This window comes from Streptomyces sp. NPDC006174 (genome assembly GCF_040614075.1).
GTDB lineage: Bacteria > Actinomycetota > Actinomycetes > Streptomycetales > Streptomycetaceae > Streptomyces.
Genome location: NZ_JBEXTJ010000009.1, coordinates 1 through 23,723, shown reverse-complemented (window position 1 = coordinate 23,723; position 23,723 = coordinate 1). Strand labels below are relative to the sequence as shown.

Sequence of the window (23,723 nt, the reverse complement as noted above, 5' to 3'; positions counted from 1 at the left end):
CGTCCGGCGCTTGAGGACGGAACCCGAGCCCACCCCAGCCCGTCCGGCGCTTGAGGACGGAACCCTTGCCGAGGTGGACGGCACAAGAACGGGGCCCTGGGGCCCAGCACCCCCCGCAGAGGCACCCGACACCACCTCGACCGTTCCGTCCTCAAACGCCGGACGGGCTGAGAACATCGCCCGACGGGCTTGAACGCGGCCGCCCTACGAGTGGCCCAAGTCCTCCGACGCGCCGTCCGGCTCCGGCGGGACCGAGCCGCCGTCGCGTTCGGGACGGAGCGTGTACGCGTCCACCCGCATCGTGTCCAGCGCATGATCCGCCGGCCGCACGGGCTTCGGCATCACCGCCGCCTCCGAGTGCCCCCCACACCCGTACGCCAGCGACACCACATGCCCGTCCGCCGGACCGAACTCGTTCGCGCACACCCCGAAGGCCTGCTTCAGCGAGCCCGCCATCGGGATCAGGAACGCACAGCTCACACACGTCGCCGGCGCCGCCTGCGCCATCGGCGTCTTCGGGCCGAACGCCTCGTCCCAGCGGTCCGCCGCCTCGTACAGCCCGTACCGCGACAGCACCCGCGCCCGCCGCGTACCCAGCTCCTCGGCCACCGACGCGATGGACCCCCGGCTGGTGGCGGCCACCGGCCGGTCCGTCAGCTCCGCGTCCTCCGCGTCGACGAGCTCCGCCAGCTCCGCGGAGACGATCGAGTTCGGCGGCGGCTCGTCCTCGCCCGTCCAGCCCGGCTCCAGGCGCAGGTCCTCCGCCTCGGTCGGCAGCAGGTCGCCCGGGCCCATGTCACCGGGGCGCAGGCGCTCGCTCCACGGCACCCACTCCGGCGCCAGGAGCGCGTCGGCCCCCGGTAGCAGCACCGTTTCGTCCAGCGTGACGTTCTTCGCGCGGGAGGCCCGCGCCACGGTCACCGCCCAGCGCCAGCCCCGGTAGCCGGGCTCCTTGGACTCGAAGTAGTGCGTGACGACGCGGTCCCCTTCGGAGACCACACCGACATGCTCACCGACCACGCCGGGCGCGGCGGCTTCCTCCGCCGCCGCGCGCGCGAGGTCTACCGCCTCGGCGCACAGGCGGTCGGGAACGGGGGTACGGGCGGTACGGGCCGTACGGCTTCGCGTCGTCGCAGCACTCACAGGTCTTCGCTTCTCTCCATACGCCAGTCTCACGAGCGCGCCAGCTGCTGCACGATTGCCGTTTTCGGCCAGACAGTTGCGGGCGGAGCGGACCTGGGGGCCGCGTCGACGTCCACACCCGTTGTGCCTGCCTCGGGCGCGCCTTCTGCCATCCATTCTGCGGGATCGCGGAGAGGCGCGCGGCCAAGAACAACCGCCGGTGGCGCGTTAAGCACGCTACCCTCTCCGCCGCTCCGCGCCCACCTGCCCGTCCCAAACGTGCCGTATCCGTCTCTCCGATATCCGGCCACCGCCGCTCCGAAGGGCTTGTGCGACCCCGCCCGGCGGTGCACGCGCCCAGGTCCGCTCCGATTGGTCCGACAGAGCGTCACGCGCGAGTCCGCAGCCGATCACCGTTCATACCGGCCAGGGTTGGGGCACTATGACGGGGTGACTGCCGCCAGGTCGCACGACGGTCCCGGCCCGCTCCGCAGGGCGGGACGGGCGACAGGTCGTGCCCTGCGCACGCCGTTCACCGGCACGGCGCGCGGGATCCGCAAGGCGACGCACGCCCATGGAGCCGGCGAATCCGGCCTCGGAAAACTCATCGAACTCCACGCGGTGAACGGCGCCGGTGACGTCATGATCACCGTCGCGCTCGCCTCCACCGTCTTCTTCTCCGTGCCGACCGACGAGGCGCGCGGGCGCGTCGCGCTCTACCTCGCCATCACCATGGCCCCTTTCACGCTCCTCGCGCCGGTGATCGGGCCGCTGCTGGACCGGCTGCCGCACGGCCGCCGGGCCGCGATGGCGGGCGCGATGCTGGCCCGCGCGCTGCTGGCGATCACCATGTCGGGCGCGGTCGCCACCGGCGGCCTGGAGCTGTATCCGGCGGCGCTCGGAGTGCTGGTCTCCTCGAAGGCGTACGGAGTGGTGCGCAGTGCGGTCGTGCCACGGCTGCTGCCACCGAAGTTCTCGCTGGTCAAGGCCAACTCACGGGTCACCTTGGCAGGGCTCCTCGCCACCGGTGTGGCGGCCCCGATCGGGGCCGGCCTCCAGACCATCGGCTCCGCGTGGCCGCTCTACGGCGCCTGCGCGATCTTCATCATGGGCACCTTCCTCGCCTTCACGATGCCGCCCAAGGTCGACTCGGCCAAGGGTGAGCGCCGGGCCCGCCTGATCGACCCGCAGGACCACCCGCACCTTCCGCACCGCCCGGAGCCCGTACGCCGCTCCGCCCCGAAGCCGAAGCGCAACGGAGAGAAGCCGCCCAAGGAGCGTCCGCCCGGTCTGCGGTCCGTCGGCGGGTCGGTGCTCCACGGCCTCCAGGCCAACGCGGCGCACCGGGCCCTCTCCGGCTTCCTGATCTTCTTCCTGGCGTTCCTGCTGCGCCAGCACCCGATGGCCGGTCAGAGCGCGGCGGTCTCGCTCGCCATCGTCGGCGTGTCGGCCGGCGTCGGCAACGCCTGCGGTACGGCGGTGGGCGCGTGGCTCCGGGCGCGCGGGCCCGAGGTGATCATCGCGACGGTGCTGGCGCTCGCGCTCGGCACGGCGGTCCTCGCCGCGGTCTTCTTCTCCACCGCCGCGGTCGCCGCGCTCGGCGCGGTCGCCGGGTTCACCCAGGCCCTCTCCAAGCTGTCGCTGGACGCGATGATCCAGCGGGACGTCCCGGAGGAGGTCCGCACCTCCGCCTTCGCCCGGTCCGAGACCTTGCTCCAGATGGCGTGGGTGGTCGGCGGCGGTATCGGGATCGCGCTGCCGCTCAACGCGGTGCTCGGCATGTCGGTCGCCGCGTGCATCCTCGCCCTCGGTGCCGCCGCGTCCGTCCGGGGTCTCCTGGGTGCCGCGCGGCGCGGCTCGCCGCACCCCCGCGTGGCGTGAGCGGAGGCGACCGATAGCCTTCGGCCCATGACCGTTGCGTTCTTCTCCGGTAAGGGCCGTCGAATCGGCGTCGCTCTTGGTGCCGTGTCCGCGGGACTCCTTGTCCTGTCCGCCTGCGACAAGCCGACGCCGCTCGCCACCGTGACGGTCGGCACGACCTCGGTGAACTCCGAGGCGGCCTGCTACAACGACGGTGAGGCGATCAAGGAGTCGCTGATCCAGGGCTGCCTCAACAAGAAGGCCGACAAGACCCTCGAGGTCGCGATGGACGACAAGGTCCGCTTCGGCGTCGACCCGGAGATCGCCGAGAAGGGCTGGACGCTCTTCATCAACGGCCAGCAGGCCGAGCAGGAGCCGTTCACGAAGACGTACCGGACGATCCCCGGCTCCGCCTTCTTCGCCAGCCAGACCGGCGAGCCCGCCAGCAAGACGAACGTCTCCATCGTCGAGACGAGCGGCAAGAAGCTCACCGGCATCTGGCAGTTCGAGCTCAAGAAGACGTCCTGACCGCCGTCGTCCCGTCCCTCCCGAGGCCCTGAGGCTCTCCTGTGCGTGTGCTCGTCGTGACCGCTGTCCCGGTGGAACGGGACGCGGTCACGCGTGCGTTCGGAGGCACTGACGAGATCCTCGCGCTGCCGGGCGCCGAGCTGCACCGCAGCGGTGCGTTCGACGTCCTGGCCGGCGGTGCGGGCCCGGCGGCGGCAGCGGCGGCCGCCGCCTTCGCGCTGGCGTCCACGCCTCACCCGTACGGACTCGTCGTCTCGGCCGGGATCGGCGGCGGCTTCGCGCCCGCCGCACCGCTCGGTTCGCTGGTCGTGGCGAGCGCCATCGTCGCGGCCGACCTCGGCGCCGAGACGCCGGACGGCTTCGCGCCCGTCACCGCGCTCGGCTTCGGCCGCGACCGTTTCACGCCGCCGCCCGCGCTCGTACGGGAGGTGGCGTCGGCCACCGGCGCCGCACCCGGCCCCGTCCTCACCGTCTCCACCGTGACCGGCACCGCGACCCGCACCGCCGCCCTGCTCGCCGCGCACCCGGACGCGCTGGCCGAGGCGATGGAGGGCTTCGGGGTCGCGGAGGCGGCCGAGCGGGCCGCAGTGCCCGTACTGGAACTGCGGGCGATCTCGAACACCGTCGGCCCGCGCGACCGGGCCGCCTGGCGCATCGGCGACGCGCTGGCCGCGCTCACGGAAGCGTTCGGGAAGAGCGCACCCGTACTGGAAGGTTGGAACCGGCATGACCACTGACACGCACCCGGGCCCGATCGAGATCGCCTTCTCGCCCTGCCCCAACGACACGTTCGTCTTCGACGCCTGGGCCCACGGCCGCGTCCCCGGCGCGCCCGCGCTCGACGTGACCTTCGCGGACATCGACCTCACCAACGGCATGGCCGAGCGCGGCGAGCTGGACGTGCTGAAGGTGTCGTACGCGGTCCTGCCGTGGGTCCTGGAGGAGTACGCGCTCCTGCCGTGCGGCGGCGCGCTGGGCCGGGGCTGCGGGCCGCTGGTCCTGAGCAAGGAGCTGGGCCTGGACCTGACGGGCCGGACGGTCGCGGTGCCGAGCGAGCGGTCCACGGCGTACCTGCTGTTCCGGCTCTGGGCGGCGGAGATGGTGCCGGGCGGGGTCGGCGAGGTCGTCGTCATGCCGTTCGACGAGATCATGCCGGCGGTCCGGGACGGCAAGGTGGACGCCGGTCTCGTCATCCACGAGGCCCGTTTCACGTACCGGAACTTCGGGCTCCACAACCTGGCCGACATGGGACGCCACTGGGAGGACACCACCGGCCTGCCGATCCCGCTCGGCGCGATCATCGCCAAGCGCTCCCTCGGCGCCGAGACCCTGCACCGCCTGGCCGACACCATCCGCAGCTCGGTCCGGCTGGCCTGGGACCACCCGGAGGTCTCGCGGCCGTACGTCCAGGAGCACGCCCAGGAGATGGACCCGGCCGTCGCGGACCAGCACATCGGCCTGTACGTGAACGAGTTCACCGCCGACCTCGGCGAGGACGGCTACGCGGCGGTCCGCGGCCTGCTCACCCGCGCCGCGGCCGAGGGACTCGTACCGCCCCTCGGCCCGGACGCGCTGGCGTTCCCGGCCGCGCCGTAGAAGTCCGCCGGCCACACGCCCTGAGAGTCCGCCGGCTACACGTCCAGCTGGTCCGCGACCGCGCGCAGCAGGCCCGCGATCTTGGCACCCGCCGCCTTGTCCGGGTAGCGGCCGCGCTCCAGCTGGGGCGTGATGTTCTCCAGGACCGTCGTCAGGTCCTGCACGATCGACGCCAGCTCGTCCGGCTTGCGGCGCTGGGCGGCCGCGACGGACGGGGTCGGGTCGAGGACCACCACGGACAGGGCCTGGTCACCGCGCTGGCCCGCGACCACGCCGAACTCCACACGCTGGCCGGGCTTGAGTGCGTCGACCCCGGCAGGGAGTACCGACGAGTGCACGAAGACGTCGCCGCCGTCGTCGCGGGAGAGAAAGCCGAAGCCCTTCTCGCTGTTGAACCACTTCACCTTGCCGGTGGGCACGTCTGTCCCCGTCCTCGTACTCGTCACTGTGCGGAAAGAGCCGTGCTCGCCGATGGGCACGGCTCCGGATAGCAGTACAGCGGGTCACCGTGACCCGCCTGGTCCCAGGCTAATGGCCCTGCGTCCGGTGACAAGACGTCGCCGGAGTGTTCCTCCGGGCAGGGAACTACCCTGGTGGCGTGACCACTACTCCTTCAGGCGCCGGTGACCGGCTCGTATCGGTCGGCGCGATCGTCTTCTTCGTCGGCGCGCTGGCCACTCTGGTGACGGTCGCCCCGCTCTTCCTCGGTACGGAGCCGTTCCCTCCGATCGCGTACGGGGTCTGCATGTTCATGGGCGTCGGCTTCCTGATCGCCGGCGCGGGCGTCGTCCGCTCGGTCTGGCTCTCCTCGCCCAAGCGGGCCGCGAGCCGCACCTAGGGCCTCGTGGATCTTTCGTCCGGATCACGCCGGTCGGCCGGGGTCGCGGAAGGCTCTAGGCTCGGTCGCGTGAAGCACGCAGGCGACGCCCTCTCCGTCCATCCCGCAGCCTGTGACGTCCCGGGCCGGGCCACCGCACACGTCGACGACCTCCTCGTGCAGGTCGCGCACGGCAGCCGGGACGCGCTCGGTCAGCTGTACGACCTGCTCGCGCCGCTCCTGCTGGAGCTGCTGCGGACCCGGCTGCCGGACGGCGCGGACGCCCGGTCCGCGCTCGTCGACGGCTTCAGCCGGGTCTGGCGGCAGGCACCGTCGTACGTACCGGGGCCGCACGGGCTGGACTGGGTGATCGACCGGGTGACCGAGGTGCGGTAGGGCTCTCAGGCCGCCGCCGTGCGGTGGCTGTCTCAGGCCGCCGTGCGGTTCGCCTCGTACACGCGCAGCCAGGCCGGGAACTCCGTCAGGTCCGCCAGCACCACGTCCGCGCCCGCCGCCCGCAGCTCCCGCTCGTCGCACGGGCCCGTCGTCACGGCCACCGACAGAGCACCGGCCGCGCGCGCTCCTCGTACGTCTCCGACGTGGTCGCCCACGTACACCTGCGCCCCGTACTCCTTCAGCGCCTCACCCTTGGCCTCCGCCCAGAGCCAGCCGGTCACCGAGTCCGGTTCGATCCCGAGGTGCGCGAGGTGCAGTTTGGCGTTCGGCTCGTACTTCGCCGTCACGACGATCGCCCGGCCGCCCAGCGCCCGCACCGCCTCCACGGACTCCCGCGCTCCGGGCAGGGCCGTGCTCGGCGCTATCGCGTGGTCCGGGTAGAGCGCCCGGTAGCGGTCACCGGCGGCGGCCACCTGGTCGGCCGGGAACCAGTTCGCCAGCTCCTCCTCCAGCGGCGGGCCGATCCGGCGCACCACCAAGGCGTCGTCGATGGGGACTCCCGTCTCCGCGGAGAGGGCCCGGTAGGTGGCGGCGATACCGGCCCGGGAGTCGATGAGGGTCATGTCGAGGTCGAAGCCGACCGTGAGAGGGGCCGGGTGCGGTGCGGGGGCGGGGACCGTGTGGGGGCTCGAAGCCGTGGAAGCCATGCGGACCATTGTGCCGACCGGCCCGGTGGGTCCGTCGGGCCCGGTGGGTTCGTCGGGCCCACGGTCCGTCGGGCCCGGTGGGTCCGTCGGGCCCGCCCACCGCCGTTCTCGGCGAAGCGCCCGCCACCTAGACTGAGCCCGCACTTAGCCAAGCCTTAGTCATTCTCGCAAGCCATCCTTGCGAAGTCCCTCCCCAAGTCCCTGCCGATGGGTTCAGATGTCAGCGCCTGCGCCAGCACCGGCCGTCGCGACCCCGACACCTCGCGCGCCCCGCCTCTCCCGGCGCGCCGCCGCCACCGCGGCCGCCGTCCTCGCGCTCCTGCTGGCCGTGCTGCTGAGCCTCGCGGTCGGCGCGCGGTCCATCCCGCCGGGCGAGGTGTTCGACGCGCTGCTGCACGGCGGCACCTCCGACGCGGCCGAGGTGGTCCGGACCATGCGGGTGCCGCGCACGCTGACCGGGCTGATGGTCGGCGCGGCGCTGGCCCTCGCGGGCACGGTGCTCCAAGGCATCACCCGTAACCCCATCGCCGACCCCGGCATCCTCGGCATCAGCCAAGGCGCGTCGGTGGCGGTGGTGATGGCGATCGCGTTCGCCGGCGTGCACACGCTGAGCGGGTACGTCTGGTTCGCCTTCGCCGGGGCCGCCGTCGCCTCGGTCGCGGTGTACGCCATCGCCTCCAGCGGTCGCGGCGGCGCGACGCCCGTGAAGCTCGCGCTCGGCGGTGCGGCGATCAACGCGTTGCTGGTGTCGGTGACGATGGGGGTCCTGACGACGAGGGCGTCGGCGCTGGACGAGTTCCGCTTCTGGCAGGTCGGTTCGATCGCCGGTCGCGAGGCGGACGTCGTCCAGCAGGTGTGGCCGTTCCTGCTGCTGGGCGCGGTGCTCGTGCTCTCGGTGGCCCGTGGCCTGGACGCGCTCGCGCTCGGCGAGGACGTGGCGAAGGGGCTCGGTCGGGACGTCGCGGCGGTCCGGATCGTCGGCGGGATCGGTGCGACCGTGCTGACCGGGGTCGGGGTCGCCGCCGCCGGGCCGATCGCGTTCATCGGCCTCGCCGTCCCGCACATCGCCCGCGCGGTCGTCGGCGGCGACCACCGCTGGGTGCTGCCGATGGCCGCGCTGCTCGGGCCGGTGATGCTGCTCGTCCCGGACGTCGTCGGCCGGATCGTGTTCCCGCCGAGCGAGGTCCCGGCGGGTGTGATGACGGCGCTGATCGGAGTGCCGTTCCTGGTCACTCTCGTACGCCGGAAGGCGGTGCCGGCGTGAGAGAGAGCCTCGTACGCCGCCGGAAGGCGGTGCCCGCGTGAGCCGTACGTCGGTGACGGACACGGCCGTACGGGTCCGGCCCGCCGGGTACGCCGTCGTGAAGGCGGGCCCGCGCGGCCGGTTCCTGCTGCACCGGCGAGCGTCCGTCGTCGCGGCGGGCCTCCTCGTCCTGCTGGCCGCCGTCTGTGTCGCGTACCTCTGTGCCGGCGAGAGCTTCGTCGCGCCCGGCGAGGTCGTGAAGGTGGTCCTCGGCCGGCCGTCCTCCGCCGAGCTGGTCGTCGGCACGCTCCGGCTGCCGCGGATGACCGTCGGGCTGCTGGTCGGCGTGGCCTTCGGGATCGCCGGAGCGCTCATCCAGACCGTGGCCCGCAACCCGCTCGCCAGCCCCGACATCATCGGCATCAGCCAAGGCGCGAGCGCGCTCACCGTCGGCTCGATGACCTTCGGCATCACCTCGTACGCCGTCCTGCCGTACCTCTCCGTCGTCGGCGGCATCGCGGCCGCCGCGCTCGTCTACGTCTTCGCCTGGCGCGGCGGCCTGCACGCCACGCGCTTCGTCCTCATCGGCATCGGCTTCGCCATCGCGCTGCGGTCGGTGACCACGCTGTTCCTGACCAAGGGCGACTACCTGGTCGCACAGCAGGCGCAGATCTGGATGACCGGTTCGCTGAACGGACGCGGCTGGCCGGAGGCGGGCCCGCTCGCCTGGACGCTGCTGCTCCTGCTGCCGGCCGTGGCGTGGGCGGCCCGCGCGCAGCGGACCGTGACAATGGACGACGACACGGCGACCGCGCTGGGCGTACGCCTGGGGCGCGTACGGCTCGGACTGGTCGCGCTCGGTGTGGTCCTGGCCTCCGTGGCGACCGGCACGGCGGGCCCGGTGGACTTCGTGGCGCTGCTCGCGCCGCAGATCGCCCGCCGGATGACCCGTACGGCACAGATCCCGCTGGTCTCCTCGGCGCTGCTGGGCGCGGTGATCGTGGTCCTCGGCGATCTGCTCGCCCGCCGGCTGTTCGCGCCGACCGAACTGCCGGTGGGCGTCCTCACGGCGGCGGTCGGCGCCCCGTACCTGATCTGGCTGATCATCCGCGGTCACCGAAGCCGCAGTGGAGGCACCGCATGAGCCCGACGACCGGAACCGCTCAGCACCGGAGCAGGCTGGCCGCCCGTTCGCTGACCCTCGCGTACGAGGACCGCACCGTCGTCCACGAGCTGGACCTCGCCGTGCCCGACGGCCAGGTCACCGTCATCGTCGGCCCGAACGCCTGCGGCAAGTCCACCACTCTGCGCGCGCTCGGCCGGCTGCTGAAGCCGCGTGGTGGCGCGGTCCTGCTGGACGGTACGGAGCTGGCGCGGATACCGACCAGGCGCATCGCGCGGTCCATCGGGCTGCTCCCGCAGACGCCGGTGGCGCCCGAGGCGATCACCGTCTCCGACCTGGTGGCCCGGGGCCGCCAGCCGCATCAGAGCTGGTGGCGGCAGTGGTCGGACGCGGACGAGCGCGCGGTGACCGACGCCATGGCCCGTACGGATGTGACGGCGCTGGCCGAGCGGCCGGTGGACGAGCTGTCGGGCGGGCAGCGGCAGCGGGTGTGGATCGCGATGGCGCTCGCGCAGGAGACGGACCTGCTGCTGCTGGATGAGCCGACGACGTATCTGGACATCGCGCACCAGGTGGAAGTCCTGGATCTGGTACGCCAGTTGGCCGCGCCTGCCGCCGACGGCAGCCGGGGCCGTACCGTCGTGACGGTGCTGCACGACCTCAACCAGGCGGCCCGGTACGCCGACCACCTGGTCGCCATGAAGGAGGGCCGGATCGTCGCGGAGGGCCGGCCGGGAGACGTCGTCACCGCCGAGCTCGTACGCGAGGTCTTCGGCCTGGAGGCGGTGATCGTCCCGGATCCGGTGACGGGTTCGCCGCTCGTCGTCCCGGGCGCGCCGTGGAGCCCCACCCCATCGACCACCTCAGCCCCTGCCTCTGCCCCGACTCCTGGAAAGGCCCTCTGAGCCATGACCCTCCTCCAGCACCGCTCCCGTACGCTCGCCGCCGCGTCCCTGACCGTGGCCGCCGCTCTGGCGCTCTCCGCGTGCGGCTCCTCGTCCGATTCGGGCTCCGCTTCCGGCTCCTCCGGCTCCGACGACGCCTCCGCCGGCGCTCCTCGTACGGTGAGGACGGCGATGGGCGACGTGAAGGTGCCGGCCGCGCCGCAGCGGGTCGTCGTCCTGGACACCGCCGAACTCGACTCGGTCCTCACCCTCGGCGTGAAGCCGGTCGGCGCGACCCACGCGGACGTGGACTCCGGCTTCCTGAACTACCTGCCGAAGGACCAGGTCACCGGCATCACGGACGTCGGCCAGATGATGACGCCGAACCTGGAGGCCATCGCCGGTCTGAAGCCCGACCTCATCCTCACGAGCAAGATCCGGCACGGCGACAAGTACGCCGAGCTGTCGGAGATCGCGCCGACCGTGATGACGGAGAACACCGGCTACCCCTGGAAGGAGAACTTCCAGGTCCACGCGGAGGCCCTGAACAAGAAGGCCGAGGCGAAGATGGTCACCGACGACTACGCGCGGCACGTGGCCGATGTGACGAAGGCGCTCGGCGGCAAGGAGAAGGCCGCGACGACCGAGGTCACCATGGTCCGGTTCGTCGAAGGCGCCGACATCCGCATCTACGGCAGGAAGAACTACATCGCCACGATCCTCGCCGACGTCGGCCTCGGCCGTCCGGCCATCACGGACAAGGCGAAGGACGGCTTCAGTTACGACGTCAGCCCGGAGAAGATCGACCTCGCGGACGCGGACGCGGTCTTCCACTCGACGTACGGCGACCCGAAGAAGTCCAGGGAGACGCAGACCACCGGCGGCGGCCTGTGGAAGAACATGGACGCGGTGAAGAACGGCAAGGTCTTCGCGGTCGACGACCAGCTGTGGATCCAGGGCATCGGCTACACGGCGGCCGACAAGATCCTGAGCGAGCTGCAGACGAACCTGACGAAGTAGCCACCGCGGCTTTCAGGCCCGCCTCCGCGCCCGCCACACCAGGTAGAGCGCGGAGGCGACGGCGGCGACGCGGACGACCACCGGCCAGGCGCCGGTCAGCACCTCGCGCAGGCCGCCGTCCGCGATGGGCTCGCCCCACCGCCCGTCCACCCGGCCCCACACCCAGACGAGCGCGCCGGCCACGACCACGCCCGGCAGCCCCAGGGCCGCCCACTTCGCCTCCGTACGGGAGAGGGTCCGCGAGCCGTACGCGATGAGCCAGCCGCCCGCGAGCGGGATCCAGGAGCCGGTGACGACTCCGGCGATGAGCAGCACGGCGGCCAGGAGCAGCAGCGGGTGCGCGAAGCCACGGGCGGCTGGTGCGGCGACCACGGGTTCGGCGACGGCGACGACCGGCTTGCGGCGGCGGGGCCTGGGGATGCGGAGGGTGTGGCGGCGAGGGGCCTCCGCGGTGGCGGGTCCGCCGGCCTCCTCCGCTTCGTCTTCCGCTTCTCGTTCGGCGGGTTCGGGCTTCGCCGGCCGCCTGCCGAGGAGTTCGGGTGCCTCGATGCCGCCGAAGAAGCCGGGGACGGCGGTCCCGGCGTCGAAGGGCCCGGGCTCCAGGCGCCACCAGTCGTCACCGGTGCTCTGCTGGTCGGGACCGAGGACGTGCGGTGCGGAGGGGTGGGGCCAGGGGGTGGCGGGGGGCTCGTCGGGGGCGGTGGACTTCGTGAGACGCGTACGGGGATGGTCGCCGGCGCCGGATCCGGAGCCGGTACGGGAGTCGGAGCCGGTACGAGAGCCGGAGCCGGTACGGGAGCCGGAGCCGGAGCCGGAGCCGGAGTCTGATCCGCGACCGGCCTCCGTACGGGAGTCGGGCGCATAGCCGGCCTCCGTACGGAACCGGGCTTCGGTGCTTCCGGCGTCCGCGTCGCCGCCCGTGCCGCTCGCCGCTCCACGCCCGAGGCCACGCCACGACGCGCCCCGCCGGGAACCGGCTTTCGGAGCGGGAGCGGAGGCCGGATCCGAGGCAGCACCGGAGGCCGACTCGGGCTCGTCCGGCTCCTTCGGACCCTTGCGGAGGAAGCCGGTCCGGGGCCGGGGAACAGTGGTCTCCGCACTCGTACGCGCCGACGGCAACGGCACCGACCCGTCGCCCGACTCCGCCGCCGCGCTGACCAGTTCGTCCGGGCTGCCGAGGCGGCCGATGATCCGCCGCACGGCCGCCGGAGAGTCCGCGCCCTCCGTGGCGCGGCGGCGGTCGATCTCCCCGCGCAGCGTCGAGACCAGCCGCATCCGGGCGCCCGAGGACAGCTGTTGCTGCTGCGCCAGGTCACCGACCCGGCTCAGATAGTCGTAGACGAGCTGGTCGCTCTCGATCCCCACGCGGTGCGTCCCCTCTTGCGGCCCTGCCCCGACGGTAGCGTTTCAGCGGCTAACGTGGGACGGATGGGGACGACCACACCACCGCGCACGCTCGCCGAAGCCCTGCGCGCCCGGGGCGACGAATCGCTGGCCGGGCTGCTGCGTGCCCGCCCCGACCTCCTCAACCCGGTGCCGAACGACATCACGCAGCTCGCCACCAGGGCCGGGACGCGGGCCTCGGTGGTCCGCGCGCTGGAGCACCTGGACCGGTTCGCGCTGCAGACCGCCGAGGCGCTGGCGGTGGCGCCGGACCCGGCGCCGTACGACACGCTGCTCTCGCTGCTCACCGGCGACGGCCTGGACGACGGCGAGCAGCGCGACGACGCGGGTGCGGCGGTCACGGCCGCGCTGCCGGACGCGCTGGCGACGCTGCGCGAACAGGCCCTGGTCTGGGGCGAGGACGAGCGGCTGCGGCTGGTGCGTACGGCCCGCGAGCTGCTCGCCCCGTCCCCGCAGCACCCTTCACCCACGGGCCTCGGGCCCACGGTCGCGGAGGCGACGGCCGGGATGTCGCCGGGCCGGCTCCAGGAGATCCTGGCGTCGGCCGGACTGCCCGCCACGCACGACCCGGTGTCGGCGGTGGCGGCGCTGGCGGCCCTGTTCACGGACCGGACGCGGATGGCGGAGCTGCTGGACACGGCACCGGTGGAGGCGCTGTCGGTGCTGGACCGGCTGGTGTGGGGCCCGCCGTACGGAGAGGTCACGCCGAACCCGACGCCGCCCGTGAAGTGGCTACGGGACCGGGGCCTGCTCCTGCCGGTCTCGACGCGGACGGTGGTGCTGCCGCGCGAGGCGGCCCTGCACCTGCGGGCCGGCCGCGCGCACCGCGTACCGGAACCGGTTCCTCCGGTCGTCGCGGCGGTGGCCGAGCGCGATCCACAGGTTGTGGACAGAGCGGCGGCCGGTCAGGCGTTCACGGCGCTGTCCACGGTCGAGGAGCTGCTGAAGCTCTGGAACGGCGGCGGCCCGGCGATCCTGCGCGCGGGCGGCCTGAGCGTACGGGAGCTGAAGCGCACGGCGACCGCGCTGGAGGTGTCGGAGCCGATCGCCGCGTTCTGGGTCGAACTTGCTTACGCGGCCGGGCTGTTGGCCGCCGACGGCGAGAGCGACGAGCGGTACGCGCCGACGCCGGCGTACGACGAGTGGCTCGACCTCTCCGCGCAGGACCGCTGGACGCACCTGGCCACGGCCTGGCTCCCGGCCACGCGGGTACCGGGCCTGGTCGGCGGCCAGGACGCGAAGGGCCGGGCGCTCTCCGCGCTGGGGCCGGAGCTGGACCGCTCGGCCGCGCCGGAGGTACGCCGCCGGGTGCTGGCCCTCTTCGCCGAACTGGCGCCGGGCACCGCGCCGGACCCGGAGACGCTGCTGCGACGGCTGCGCTGGGAAAGGCCGTCGCGAGGCTCCGCGCCTTCCGGTGAGGGCACGGACCTGCGCTCGCGCCTCGCCCTCTGGACCCTGAACGAGGCGGAGCTGCTGGGCATCACGGGCCGAGGCGCGCTGTCCTCGCAGGCCCGTGCGCTGCTGGAGGAGGGCGAGGAGACGGCGGCGGCCCTTCTGGCACCTCTCCTGCCCGAACCGCTGGACCACGTCCTGCTCCAGGCGGACCTGACGGCGGTGGCACCGGGCCCGCTGGAACGCCCGCTGGCAGCAACCCTCTCCGTCCTGGCGGATGTCGAGTCGAAGGGCGGCGCGACGGTCTACCGCTTCACGCCCGGCTCCGTCCGCCGCGCGCTGGACGCCGGGCAGGCGGCGACCGACCTGCACGCGTTCCTGGCCGCGCACAGCCGTACGCCGGTGCCGCAGCCCTTGAGCTACCTGATCGACGACGTGGCCCGCCGCCACGGCCACCTGCGGATCGGCGCGGCGTCCGCGTACGTACGCTGCGACGACGAGGCGGTCCTCAACGAGATCCTGGCCGACCGCCGCTCGACGGGCCTGCGCCTGCGCCGCCTGGCCCCCACGGTCCTGGCCTCCCAGGCCGACCCCGGCTCGCTCCTCGAAGCGCTCCGCGAGATGGGCTACGCGCCCGCCGCCGAATCCGCCGAGGGCGACGTCCTGATCACCCGAGCCGGCGCCCGCCGCACCCCGCCCCGCACCCCGCCGACCCCGGTCCCCGAAGGCCCGCCGACTCCCGACGCCATCCTGCTCGGCGCGGCGGTCCGAGCCATCCGCGCCGGCGACACGGCCGCCACGGTGATCCGCAAGGACCCGGCGGAAGGCGGCCCGTCATCCACCACGTCCTCCGGCTCCCTGCCCCGTACGACCTCGGCGGAGACCCTGGCCACGGTCCAGGCGGCCGCGATGACGGGCTCGGCGGTATGGATCGGCTACGTCAACGCGGAGGGCGCGGCCAGCCAACGCGTGATCGCGCCGGTCCGCGTGGAAGGCGGCTTCGTCACGGCGTACGACCACACGGCCGACGAGGTCCGCACGTTCGCTCTGCACCGGATCACGGGGGTGGCGGAGCTGGCGGAGGACGGGACGTAGGGGCAGGGAGGCCACGGCTGTCGAGGAGATCCTGGTCAGCGGCCACCGCTGCACGAGGGTTCTGCCGACCTCGCCGGCGGGCGGTCTCCGAAGCCTGCGGTCTGCGATGCTGCGAACATGTCCACAGCCCGCCCGGACCCCGAACCCGTGACGCCCGACCCGCCCGCCGCGCCGATGCCGCCGCTGCTCACGCAGTCCTGGCTGGATCTGGCGTTCGTGCACTGGGCTGTCGATCCGACGGATGTGGCGCCGCTGTTGCCGCCGGGGACCGTGTCGGACACCTTCGACGGGACGACGACGTACGTGGGGCTCGTGGCGTTCCGGATGTACCGGGTCGGGGTGCTCGGGCTGCCGGGGATTCCGTATCTGGGGACGTTTCCGGAGACCAATGTGCGGCTGTACTCCGTGGACGAGCGCGGGCGGCGCGGTGTTGTCTTCCGGTCGCTCGACGCCTCGCGGCTCCTCCCGGTCCTCGTGGCGCGGGCCGGCTTCCGGTTGCCGTACGTCTGGTCCCGGATGGACATCGAGCGCTCCGGCGACACCCTCACGTACACGAGCACCCGACGCCTCCCCGGGCCGCGCGGTGCGCGGAGCCGGATCGTGCTGCGGGCTGGGGAGGCGATCGAGAAACCGACGGGCCTGGAGCACTTCCTGACCGCCCGCTGGGCGCTGCACAGTTCGTTCTTCGGGCGGACCGCCTACCTGCCCAACGCCCATCCCCGCTGGCCCCTCCACCGGGCCGAGCTCCTGGAGTGCGACGAGGACCTGGTGGCGGCCGCCGGGCTGCCCGCGCCGGCCGGTGATCCGGTGAGCGTGCTGTACTCGCCAGGTGTCCCCGTGCGCTTCGGGCCGCAGCGGCGCGGGGCCTGAGGCCGGGGCCGCCGCCCCGGGCTCCGCACGCACGCCCACCCCGCCCCGCCCGCCGATGCGGCACACTGGACGTTTGGCCGCAGCCGTACCCCGCAGCGTGGCCGTACCCCGCAGAAAGGGCCGAAGCGCGTGACCGGACCCCTCATCGTCCAGAGCGACAAGACGCTGCTCCTCGAAGTCGACCACGAGCTGGCGGACGCCTGCCGTCGGGTCATCGCACCCTTCGCGGAGCTGGAGCGTGCGCCCGAGCACATCCACACGTACCGGGTCACCCCGCTCGGGCTGTGGAACGCCCGCGCCGCCGGGCACGACGCCGAGCAGGTCGTCGACGCGCTCGTCGAGTACTCCCGCTACCCCGTGCCGCACGCGCTCCTGGTCGACATCGCCGAGACGATGGCGCGGTACGGGCGGCTCACCCTCTCCAAGCACCCGGTGCACGGGCTGGTGCTCACCAGTACCGACCGGCCGGTGCTGGAGGAGATCCTGCGGTCGAAGAAGGTGCAGCCGCTCGTCGGCGCCCGGCTCGACCCGGACACCGTGGCCGTGCATCCCTCCGAGCGCGGGCAGATCAAGCAGACGCTGCTGAAGCTCGGCTGGCCCGCCGAGGACCTGGCCGGTTACGTGGACGGCGAGGCCCATCCGATCGAGCTGGCCGAGGACGGCTGGGCGCTGCGGCCGTACCAGAAGCAGGCCGTGGAAGGGTTCTGGCACGGTGGGTCCGGCGTTGTGGTGCTGCCGTGTGGCGCCGGGAAGACCCTCGTCGGCGCCGGTGCCATGGCCGAGGCCAAGGCCACCACGCTGATCCTCGTCACCAACACCGTCTCCGCCCGGCAGTGGAAGCACGAGCTGGTGAAGCGGACGTCACTCACTGAGGACGAGATCGGCGAGTACAGCGGGACGAAGAAGGAGATCCGGCCCGTCACCATCGCCACCTACCAGGTGCTGACCACCCGGCGTAAGGGCATCTATCCGCACCTGGAGCTCTTCGACTCCCGGGACTGGGGGCTCGTCGTCTACGACGAGGTCCATCTGCTGCCGGCACCCGTCTTCAAGTTCACCGCCGATCTTCAGGCCCGGCGGCGGCTCGGCCTCACCGCCACCCTCGTACGGGAGGACGGGCGCGAGTCCGACGTGTTCTCGCTCATCGGGCCCAAGCGGTTCGACGCGCCGTGGAAGGAGATCGAGGCGCAGGGCTACATCGCGCCCGCCGACTGCGTCGAGGTACGGGTCAACCTCACCGACTCCGAGCGGCTCGCGTACGCCACCGCCGAGGCGGAGGAGAAGTACCGGTTCTGCGCCACCACCGCCACCAAGCGGAAGGTGACCGAGGCGCTCGTACGCAAGCACCAGGGCGAGCAGACCCTCGTCATCGGGCAGTACATCGATCAACTCGATGAGCTGGGAGAACATCTGGACGCGCCCGTCATCAAGGGCGAGACCAGCAACGCCCAGCGCGAGAAGCTCTTCGGCGCGTTCCGGAACGGCGAGATCAGCGTCCTCGTCGTCTCCAAGGTCGCCAACTTCTCCATCGACCTGCCGGAGGCCACCGTCGCCATCCAGGTCTCCGGGACCTTCGGTTCGCGCCAGGAGGAGGCGCAGCGGCTGGGCCGCGTCCTGCGGCCGAAGGCCGACGGGCACGAGGCGCGGTTCTACTCCGTCGTCGCCCGCGACACCATCGACCAGGACTTCGCGGCGCACCGCCAGCGGTTCCTGGCCGAGCAGGGGTACGCGTACCGGATCGTCGACGCGGACGAGCTGCTCGCCGGTAACTGAGGAGGGCTTACGCGAGGGGGCCCGGGACGCACCGGATACAGTCGGGCCCATGTCCCCTCGCCCTCCTGACCTCGCGGGATTCGGGGCGTGGCCGCGTGAGCCCGGCACGGTGACGCGTCGGGCCTCGACCGTTCCGGCGGGGGCCGTGGCGCCCTTCGTGATCACCTCCGAGTCCCACGTCTCCGGCGTCCCCACCGAGTGGGAGCCGCACACCCACCCGCTGCACGAGCTGGTCCGGGTGCGCGGCGGGACGCTGATGTCCCGGGTGGACGGCGGGTGCGGATCATGAAGGGTTCTCTTCTCTCTTACTGCTGGTAGAAGGATTCCGGGGCCGGATGGCGCCCGACGGGGTCGATACGGACCCGGCTGATGCGCGGGTCGACTGGTCGGCGCTCCGTACTTCGTCTGGCTGCTCCGGAGGTCCCGCGCATGACGTCGACGTACACCGTGATCCCGTACGAGCCCGGCGCGTGGCCGGAGTCGCTGCGGCGGACCGCCCGGCCCGAGGTGCTGGAGCGCTGGGCCGTTGTCGACCGCTCACCGCACGCTCCTCGGCTGGTCGTCGCGGCCGGTGGCGATGGCGCCGCGCTGGTGACGGCGCGTCCCGGGACCGCCTACGTGAAGGAGCTGACGCTGTGGCGGGACGCGACCAACTTCGCCGCGTGCGAGCCGGTGGGACTGGGCGTCGCGGTCCGCCGCCGGTGGCCGTCGTCGCCGGTGGAGGGTGCTGCTCGATACGGACGGGCCCGTTCTGCTCGACCACCTCTCCGGGGACGAGCGGGAGTGGCGGGCCGTGCTGCAGCGGGCGTCACGGGCGGAGGCCGGACGACTCGGCGTAACGGTCGACGCGCGGCGGCTGTCGGTGGCCGGGATCCGGGAGGCGGTCGGGCGGCGGGAGCACGTGCTGCTGGTGTCGCTGGCCACGATGCAGGGGTTCGACGTGCCGCACTGGGTCCTGTGCCATGGAGCCGTGCCGGGTGCGGAGGTGGTCGGCGATCCGTGGTTCAACGCGGCTGCGGGAGAGAGCTGGGTCGACGCGTATCTGCTGCCGGTTGCTGATCAGGCGCTCGACGCGATGTCGGTGGTCGGGCAGGAGCGGGTCCGGGACTTCCGGGGCGCGGTGCGTATCGGAGGAGTCGTTCGCTGAGAAGGACCGCTCAGTGGCCCCGGCGTACGCCCGCCGCCTCCGCGTACTCCCCGAGGACGACCACGCTGAACGCCGTCGTCACGAACACCTTCACGGCGCGCACCGCGTCTCCGAGGCGATGAGGTCGGTGGTGACCGGTGACCGCGGTCGCGCCGTGCGCGGGGCCGGTCCTGCTGGGGTTCAGGGTGGTGGTGCTCATGTATCCATGGTGCTCCCGTCACCCGTTCGGCCGCGTCGGCCCGCGGACGGAACCCGTACGCCGGGCTCGTAGGTCTCCAGTACCGCTCGGCCCGCACACATCCCCTACGGGTATCCCTCGCCTCTCCTCCGCGAGGAGAGGCGATAATCCGTTTCGCCGCCGACCCGACCTGTGGCTACAATCGCCGGTCTGCCCGCCTCCCGCGCCGCACCGACGGCCCCGGGAGCGCCGCCGACCGGACGGAAACCGGCCGACACACACGCGAACGAACCTTCCGAGCGGACCGTCCTGCTCCGGCCTCCGCCGGCGCCGGTGAACGGTCCGCCGTCCTGCGTCGAAGAGCCGTCGAAAGCCGTCGAGAGGTTGTCGACGAGCCGTTGAAGAGCCGGAGGCAACACCGTGCCCGCGCACGTAGCGACAAGCGATTCCACCCCCGACCCCACCGGCACCACCGATCCCGCCGATCCCCTGGCTCACGAGCGCGCCCATCTCGCCGCGTCCCGGGCCGCCCTGCGCGCGATGCGTGAGGACGTCCAGGCCCTCGACATCCGCGATGTCACCGCGAACTGGGTCAACGCCGCCGTACTCCAGTCCCAGATCGACGACCGCGTCAAGGCGCTCGCCGACCTCTCCCACACGCCCTTGTTCTTCGGCCGTCTCGACTACCTCCACGCCGTCGGCGGCGAGCTGGCCGAAGGTACGGAAGGCGAGCGGTTCTACATCGGGCGCCGGCACGTCCATGACACCGTCGGCGACCCGATGGTCATCGACTGGCGGGCCCCGGTCTCCCAGCCGTACTACCAGGCCTCACCGAAGAACCCGCAGGACGTCGGGCTCCGCCGCCGCTTCGGCTACACGGCCGGCGAGCTCACCGCGTACGAGGACGAGCACCTCACCGACCCGACCGAGGCCGCGCGGACCAGCCGGCTCCTCCAGGCGGAGATCGAGCGGCCGCGCGTCGGCCCGATGCGCGACATCGTCGCCACCATCCAGCCCGAGCAGGACGAGATCGTACGGAGCGGCCTCGGCGGCACCGTCTGCGTGCAAGGCGGTCCCGGCACCGGGAAGACCGCCGTCGGCCTGCACCGCGTGGCCTACCTGCTGTACGCGCACCGCGAGCGCCTCGCCCGTACCGGCACGCTCGTCATCGGGCCGAACCGGTCCTTCCTCCACTACATCGAGCAGGTCCTGCCCGCACTCGGTGAGCTGGAGGTCAAGCAGGCCACCGTGGACGACCTGGTGACGGCGGACGTCGTGGTGCGCGGCAGCGACGACGCGGCCGCCGCCGTCGTCAAGGGCGACGCCCGGATGGCCGAGGTGCTGCGCCGGGCCATCCGCTCGCACGTCACCACGCCGGCCGAGCCCGTCGTCGTGGTGCGCGGCTCGCGGCGCTGGCGCGTGCCCGCGTACGAGATCGGGGAGATGGTCGAGGAGCTGCTCGCCCGGGACATGCGGTACGGCTCCGCCCACGAGGCCCTGCCACAGCGGATCGCGCACGCCGTCCTCGTACGGATGGAGGAGGCCGGCGAGGCGCCGGACGACCGCGTGCAGAACACCGTGGCCCGCAACCCGGCGGTCAAGGCGGCCGTGAAGGCGATCTGGCCCGCCGTCGACCCGGAGAAGCTGGTGCTGCGGCTGCTGGCCGACCCGGAGTTCCTGGCCGTCCACGCGGACGGGCTGCTCAGCGCGGACGAGCAGAAGCTGATCCTCCAGGCGAAGCCCGCCCGGAGCGTGAAGTCGGCCAGGTGGTCGGCGGCGGACGCGGTGCTCATCGACGAGGCCCGTGACCTGGTGGCCCGTACGCACTCGCTCGGCCATGTCGTGCTGGACGAGGCGCAGGACCTCTCGCCGATGCAGTACCGGGCGGTGGGACGGCGGTGTTCGACCGGTTCGGCGACCGTGCTCGGAGACCTCGCGCAAGGGACGACGCCGTGGTCGACGGAGAGTTGGAACGAGGCGCTGTTCCACCTCGGGAAGGCGGACGCGGTGGTGGAGGAGCTGACGGCTGGCTTCCGTGTGCCGCGCGAGGTGATCGCGTACGCCTCCCGGCTGCTGCCCGCGATCTCGCCGGGTCTGGCAGCGGTGGAGTCGGTGCGTGAGTCGCCGGGTTCGCTGGTCGTACGGGAGGTCGCCGGCGTGCAGGCGCTGGACGCGGCCGTGGTCGCCGCCTGCACGGAGTCGTTGCTGCACGAGGGGTCGATCGGGTTGATCGCCGCCGATGCCCGGATTCCGGCGCTCGGTGCGGCGCTGGCGGCCGCGGGTCACGCGTATCTCTCGCCCGGTGAGGAGACCACCGCCGAGTCGCGGCTGACGCTGGTGCCAGCGTCGCTGGCGAAGGGCCTGGAGTACGACTACGTGGTGCTCGACGAGCCGGCGGCCGTGGTGGACGGCGAGCCGGACGAGCGGACCGGGCTGCGGCGGCTGTACGTCGCGCTGACCCGTGCGGTGTCGGGGCTGACGGTGGTGCACGCGGCGGCGCTGCCGGAGGCGCTGCGGTAGTCGGACGGAGGGGCGGGGCCTGTTGCGGCGCCCGCCCCGTGCCTCCTGGATCAGGCGTCGAGCGCCTCGCGCCACTCCCGTACCGCCGCCGCGTCCACCGGCGTGGACCAGCCGGACGGACGGGCCGCGCCGCCGATGTGGAACGCGTCGATCCCGGCCGCCCGCAACCGCGGCACGTGGTGGAGCTGGAGCCCGCCGCCGACCAGGATCTGCGCCTCGTACCCGGGCTCCCGCGTACGGGCGGCCTCGGCGAGCAGCGTCGGCAGACCGGCGTCGACCCCGTCCGGCGAACCCGCCGTGAGGAACGTGTCCAGGCCCGGCAGGTCCGCGAGCTGCTTGCGCAGCGCGTCGCGGTCGGCGGCCCGGTCGATCGCGCGGTGGAAGGTCCAGCGGGCGCCGTCGAGCTGGGCGACGATCCGCTCGATGGCCACGAGGTCGGCGTGACCGTCCTCGTCCAGGAAGCCGAGCACGTACTCGTCCGCGCCCGCCGCCCGCATCTCGAGCGCCTTCTCGACCAGTACGTCGATGTCACCGGCGGCGAAGCCGTCCGCCACCCTGAGCATCACGCGCAGCGGGATGTCCACGGCCGACCGGATCGCCGCGAAGGTCTCCCGTGACGGCGTCAGGCCGTCCGCGGCCATGTCGGTGACCAGTTCGAGGCGGTCTGCACCACCTGCCTGGGCGGCGACCGCGTCCTCCGCGTCGAGAGCGATCACCTCCAGGACTGCACGGTTGCTCATGGGTCCCCATTCCTCCGATACGCGGCTGTACGCAGCCGTACACAGCTTGCGGCTATAGGTCTAGTCCAATGGCCAGCCTACGGGGCGGCCGAGCGGCCGCGCAGCCCTCCATCTGAACGCATGATCGCGGACATGCGCGACCCCGTCCGGCAGGCATCCTCCGGCGCGCCTTGCGTTTCATAGGGGTGGGGGGTATATATGAGGAGAGGAAGGGATACCCCCTAGGGGTATTCGAACCCGCTCCGAGGAGGACCCCGTGCCCACCCGCTCCGCCACCTCTCTGGCCTCCAGCACCGGCAACGCCTCCGGCGCCTCCGTAGAGCTCTCCATCGGCGGTATGACCTGCGCCTCCTGCGCGGCCCGCATCGAGAAGAAGCTCAACCGGATGGACGGCGTGGAGGCGACCGTCAACTACGCCACGGAGAAGGCGAAGGTGACGTACCGGGGCGAGGACGTCTCCGTACAGGACCTGATCTCCACCGTCGAGGCCACCGGCTACACCGCGCAGGAGCCACCGCGAGAGGAGGCCGGCGAGAACGGGACGGCGGAGGAGTCCGACCACGAACTCACCGCGCTCCGCCAGCGCCTGATCACCTCGCTCGTCCTCGCCGTCCCGGTGATCGCGATGGCGATGGTCCCGGCGCTCCAGTTCGACAACTGGCAGTGGCTCTCGCTGACCCTCGCCGCTCCCGTCGTCACGTACGCCGGCTGGCCCTTCCACCGCGCCGCCTGGACCAACCTCAAGCACGGCGCGGCGACGATGGACACGCTGATCTCGGTCGGTACGTCGGCCGCGTTCCTGTGGTCGGTGTGGGCGCTGTTCTTCGGTACGGCGGGCATGACCGGGATGACGCATCCGTTCGAGCTGACCATCGCGCGCAGCGACGGCGCCCGGAACATCTATCTCGAAGCCGCCGCCGGAGTGACCGCCTTCATCCTCGCCGGTCGCTGGTTCGAGGCCCGCTCCAAGCGGAAGGCCGGAGCCGCGCTCCGGGCGCTGATGGAGCTGGGCGCGAAGGAGGTCACGCTCCTGCGCGACGGCCGCGAGGTGACCGTGCCGACCGCCGAACTCCAGGTCGGCGACCGCTTCCTGGTCCGGCCCGGAGAGAAGATCGCCACCGACGGCACGGTCGTCGACGGCAGCTCCGCCGTGGACGCCTCCATGCTCACCGGCGAGTCCGTGCCCGTGGAGGTCGCCGCCGGTGACGCGGTGACCGGTGCGACGATCAACGCCGGCGGCCGTCTCGTCGTCGAGGCCACCCGTATCGGCTCCGACACCCAACTCGCCCGCATGGCCCGCCTCGTCGA

Annotated in this window: 21 protein-coding genes and 2 pseudogenes; 17 read left to right on the top strand and 6 right to left on the bottom strand. The window is 72.8% G+C overall.

What is annotated here, in order from left to right:
* Positions 1 to 204: 204 nt before the first annotated feature.
* Positions 205 to 1,143, bottom strand: coding sequence for a DUF3027 domain-containing protein (locus ABZ267_RS20985; RefSeq protein WP_356747310.1), 939 nt, complete (start codon positions 1,141 to 1,143; stop codon positions 205 to 207).
* A gap of 429 nt (positions 1,144 to 1,572) precedes the next feature.
* Between ABZ267_RS20985 and ABZ267_RS20980 the strand changes: the two genes are divergently transcribed.
* The 4 genes from ABZ267_RS20980 to ABZ267_RS20965 are packed head-to-tail and all read left to right on the top strand — an operon-like array spanning position 1,573 to position 5,106.
* Positions 1,573 to 3,003 carry an MFS transporter gene (locus ABZ267_RS20980; RefSeq protein WP_356747308.1) on the top strand — a complete coding sequence of 477 codons (1,431 nt, stop codon included), beginning with the start codon at positions 1,573 to 1,575 and terminating at the stop codon, positions 3,001 to 3,003.
* A 27-nt stretch (positions 3,004 to 3,030) separates the two neighbouring features.
* Positions 3,031 to 3,510 carry a DUF2771 domain-containing protein gene (locus ABZ267_RS20975; protein WP_356747307.1) on the top strand — a complete coding sequence of 160 codons (480 nt, stop codon included), beginning with the start codon at positions 3,031 to 3,033 and terminating at the stop codon, positions 3,508 to 3,510.
* 41 nt (positions 3,511 to 3,551) lie between these two features.
* Positions 3,552 to 4,247: a futalosine hydrolase gene (locus ABZ267_RS20970; RefSeq protein ID WP_356747305.1), complete on the top strand. Its 696-nt coding sequence runs from the start codon at positions 3,552 to 3,554 to the stop codon at positions 4,245 to 4,247.
* Positions 4,237 to 5,106 (top strand): 1,4-dihydroxy-6-naphthoate synthase, encoded by an 870-nt coding sequence (locus ABZ267_RS20965; protein ID WP_356747303.1) that lies wholly within the window; start codon positions 4,237 to 4,239, stop codon positions 5,104 to 5,106. The genes ABZ267_RS20970 and ABZ267_RS20965 overlap by 11 nt, the downstream gene beginning before the upstream one ends.
* A gap of 35 nt (positions 5,107 to 5,141) precedes the next feature.
* Here ABZ267_RS20965 and ABZ267_RS20960 read toward each other — a convergent pair whose 3' ends face one another.
* Entirely contained in the window at positions 5,142 to 5,525 is a 384-nt protein-coding gene (locus ABZ267_RS20960; protein WP_006126557.1) for a cold-shock protein, read from the bottom strand.
* Between the two features lie 179 nt (positions 5,526 to 5,704).
* Here ABZ267_RS20960 and ABZ267_RS20955 point away from each other — a divergent pair, with 179 nt between their 5' ends.
* Positions 5,705 to 5,944 (top strand): hypothetical protein, encoded by a 240-nt coding sequence (locus tag ABZ267_RS20955; protein ID WP_356747301.1) that lies wholly within the window; start codon positions 5,705 to 5,707, stop codon positions 5,942 to 5,944.
* Between the two features lie 69 nt (positions 5,945 to 6,013).
* A complete protein-coding gene (locus ABZ267_RS20950) occupies positions 6,014 to 6,319 on the top strand; it encodes a hypothetical protein (protein WP_356747299.1) in 306 nt (101 codons plus the stop codon).
* Between the two features lie 32 nt (positions 6,320 to 6,351).
* On the opposite strand, the gene ABZ267_RS20945 is transcribed toward ABZ267_RS20950, so the two are convergent.
* A complete protein-coding gene (locus tag ABZ267_RS20945) occupies positions 6,352 to 7,026 on the bottom strand; it encodes an HAD family hydrolase (protein WP_356747297.1) in 675 nt (224 codons plus the stop codon).
* Between the two features lie 217 nt (positions 7,027 to 7,243).
* Here ABZ267_RS20945 and ABZ267_RS20940 point away from each other — a divergent pair, with 217 nt between their 5' ends.
* The 4 genes from ABZ267_RS20940 to ABZ267_RS20925 are packed head-to-tail and all read left to right on the top strand — an operon-like array spanning position 7,244 to position 11,296.
* Entirely contained in the window at positions 7,244 to 8,290 is a 1,047-nt protein-coding gene (locus ABZ267_RS20940) for an iron ABC transporter permease (RefSeq protein WP_356747295.1), read from the top strand.
* Positions 8,291 to 8,342: 52 nt separating this feature from the next.
* Entirely contained in the window at positions 8,343 to 9,413 is a 1,071-nt protein-coding gene (locus ABZ267_RS20935) for an iron ABC transporter permease (RefSeq protein WP_356747839.1), read from the top strand.
* Complete coding sequence (locus tag ABZ267_RS20930) at positions 9,410 to 10,297, top strand: ABC transporter ATP-binding protein (protein ID WP_356747293.1); 888 nt, start codon at positions 9,410 to 9,412, stop codon at positions 10,295 to 10,297. Before ABZ267_RS20935 ends, ABZ267_RS20930 begins: the two co-directional genes overlap by 4 nt.
* 3 nt (positions 10,298 to 10,300) lie before the next feature.
* The gene (locus tag ABZ267_RS20925; RefSeq protein WP_356747291.1) at positions 10,301 to 11,296 is read left to right on the top strand and encodes an iron-siderophore ABC transporter substrate-binding protein; all 996 of its coding nucleotides are present in this window, start codon (positions 10,301 to 10,303) and stop codon (positions 11,294 to 11,296) included.
* A gap of 12 nt (positions 11,297 to 11,308) precedes the next feature.
* Here the strand turns inward: ABZ267_RS20925 and ABZ267_RS20920 are convergent, their stop codons facing one another.
* Positions 11,309 to 12,661 carry a hypothetical protein gene (locus ABZ267_RS20920; protein WP_356747289.1) on the bottom strand — a complete coding sequence of 451 codons (1,353 nt, stop codon included), beginning with the start codon at positions 12,659 to 12,661 and terminating at the stop codon, positions 11,309 to 11,311.
* Positions 12,662 to 12,724: 63 nt separating this feature from the next.
* Between ABZ267_RS20920 and ABZ267_RS20915 the strand changes: the two genes are divergently transcribed.
* From ABZ267_RS20915 to ABZ267_RS20895, 5 genes and pseudogenes are all read left to right on the top strand, one after another.
* Positions 12,725 to 15,187 (top strand): helicase C-terminal domain-containing protein, encoded by a 2,463-nt coding sequence (locus ABZ267_RS20915; RefSeq protein ID WP_356747287.1) that lies wholly within the window; start codon positions 12,725 to 12,727, stop codon positions 15,185 to 15,187.
* A 117-nt stretch (positions 15,188 to 15,304) separates the two neighbouring features.
* Positions 15,305 to 16,057: a DUF2071 domain-containing protein gene (locus ABZ267_RS20910; RefSeq protein ID WP_356747285.1), complete on the top strand. Its 753-nt coding sequence runs from the start codon at positions 15,305 to 15,307 to the stop codon at positions 16,055 to 16,057.
* Between the two features lie 129 nt (positions 16,058 to 16,186).
* Entirely contained in the window at positions 16,187 to 17,830 is a 1,644-nt protein-coding gene (locus ABZ267_RS20905) for a DNA repair helicase XPB (RefSeq protein WP_350677943.1), read from the top strand.
* Positions 17,831 to 17,879: 49 nt separating this feature from the next.
* A pseudogene (locus ABZ267_RS20900) lies at positions 17,880 to 18,098 on the top strand (AraC family transcriptional regulator); the annotation flags it as partial.
* A gap of 161 nt (positions 18,099 to 18,259) precedes the next feature.
* Positions 18,260 to 18,977: pseudogene (locus tag ABZ267_RS20895) on the top strand (peptidase C39 family protein).
* Between the two features lie 10 nt (positions 18,978 to 18,987).
* Here ABZ267_RS20895 and ABZ267_RS20890 read toward each other — a convergent pair.
* Positions 18,988 to 19,176 (bottom strand): hypothetical protein, encoded by a 189-nt coding sequence (locus tag ABZ267_RS20890; RefSeq protein ID WP_356747283.1) that lies wholly within the window; start codon positions 19,174 to 19,176, stop codon positions 18,988 to 18,990.
* A 399-nt stretch (positions 19,177 to 19,575) separates the two neighbouring features.
* On the opposite strand from ABZ267_RS20890, the gene ABZ267_RS20885 reads away from it, so the two are divergent.
* Positions 19,576 to 21,675, top strand: coding sequence for a UvrD-helicase domain-containing protein (locus tag ABZ267_RS20885; RefSeq protein WP_356747281.1), 2,100 nt, complete (start codon positions 19,576 to 19,578; stop codon positions 21,673 to 21,675).
* Positions 21,676 to 21,725: 50 nt separating this feature from the next.
* Here ABZ267_RS20885 and ABZ267_RS20880 read toward each other — a convergent pair whose 3' ends face one another.
* Positions 21,726 to 22,415, bottom strand: a complete 690-nt coding sequence (locus ABZ267_RS20880) for a copper homeostasis protein CutC (protein WP_356747279.1) — start codon at positions 22,413 to 22,415, stop codon at positions 21,726 to 21,728.
* Between the two features lie 256 nt (positions 22,416 to 22,671).
* Between ABZ267_RS20880 and ABZ267_RS20875 the strand changes: the two genes are divergently transcribed.
* Positions 22,672 to 23,723: cation transporter (locus tag ABZ267_RS20875; protein WP_356747277.1), on the top strand; the 1,052-nt coding region annotated here is incomplete at its 3' end.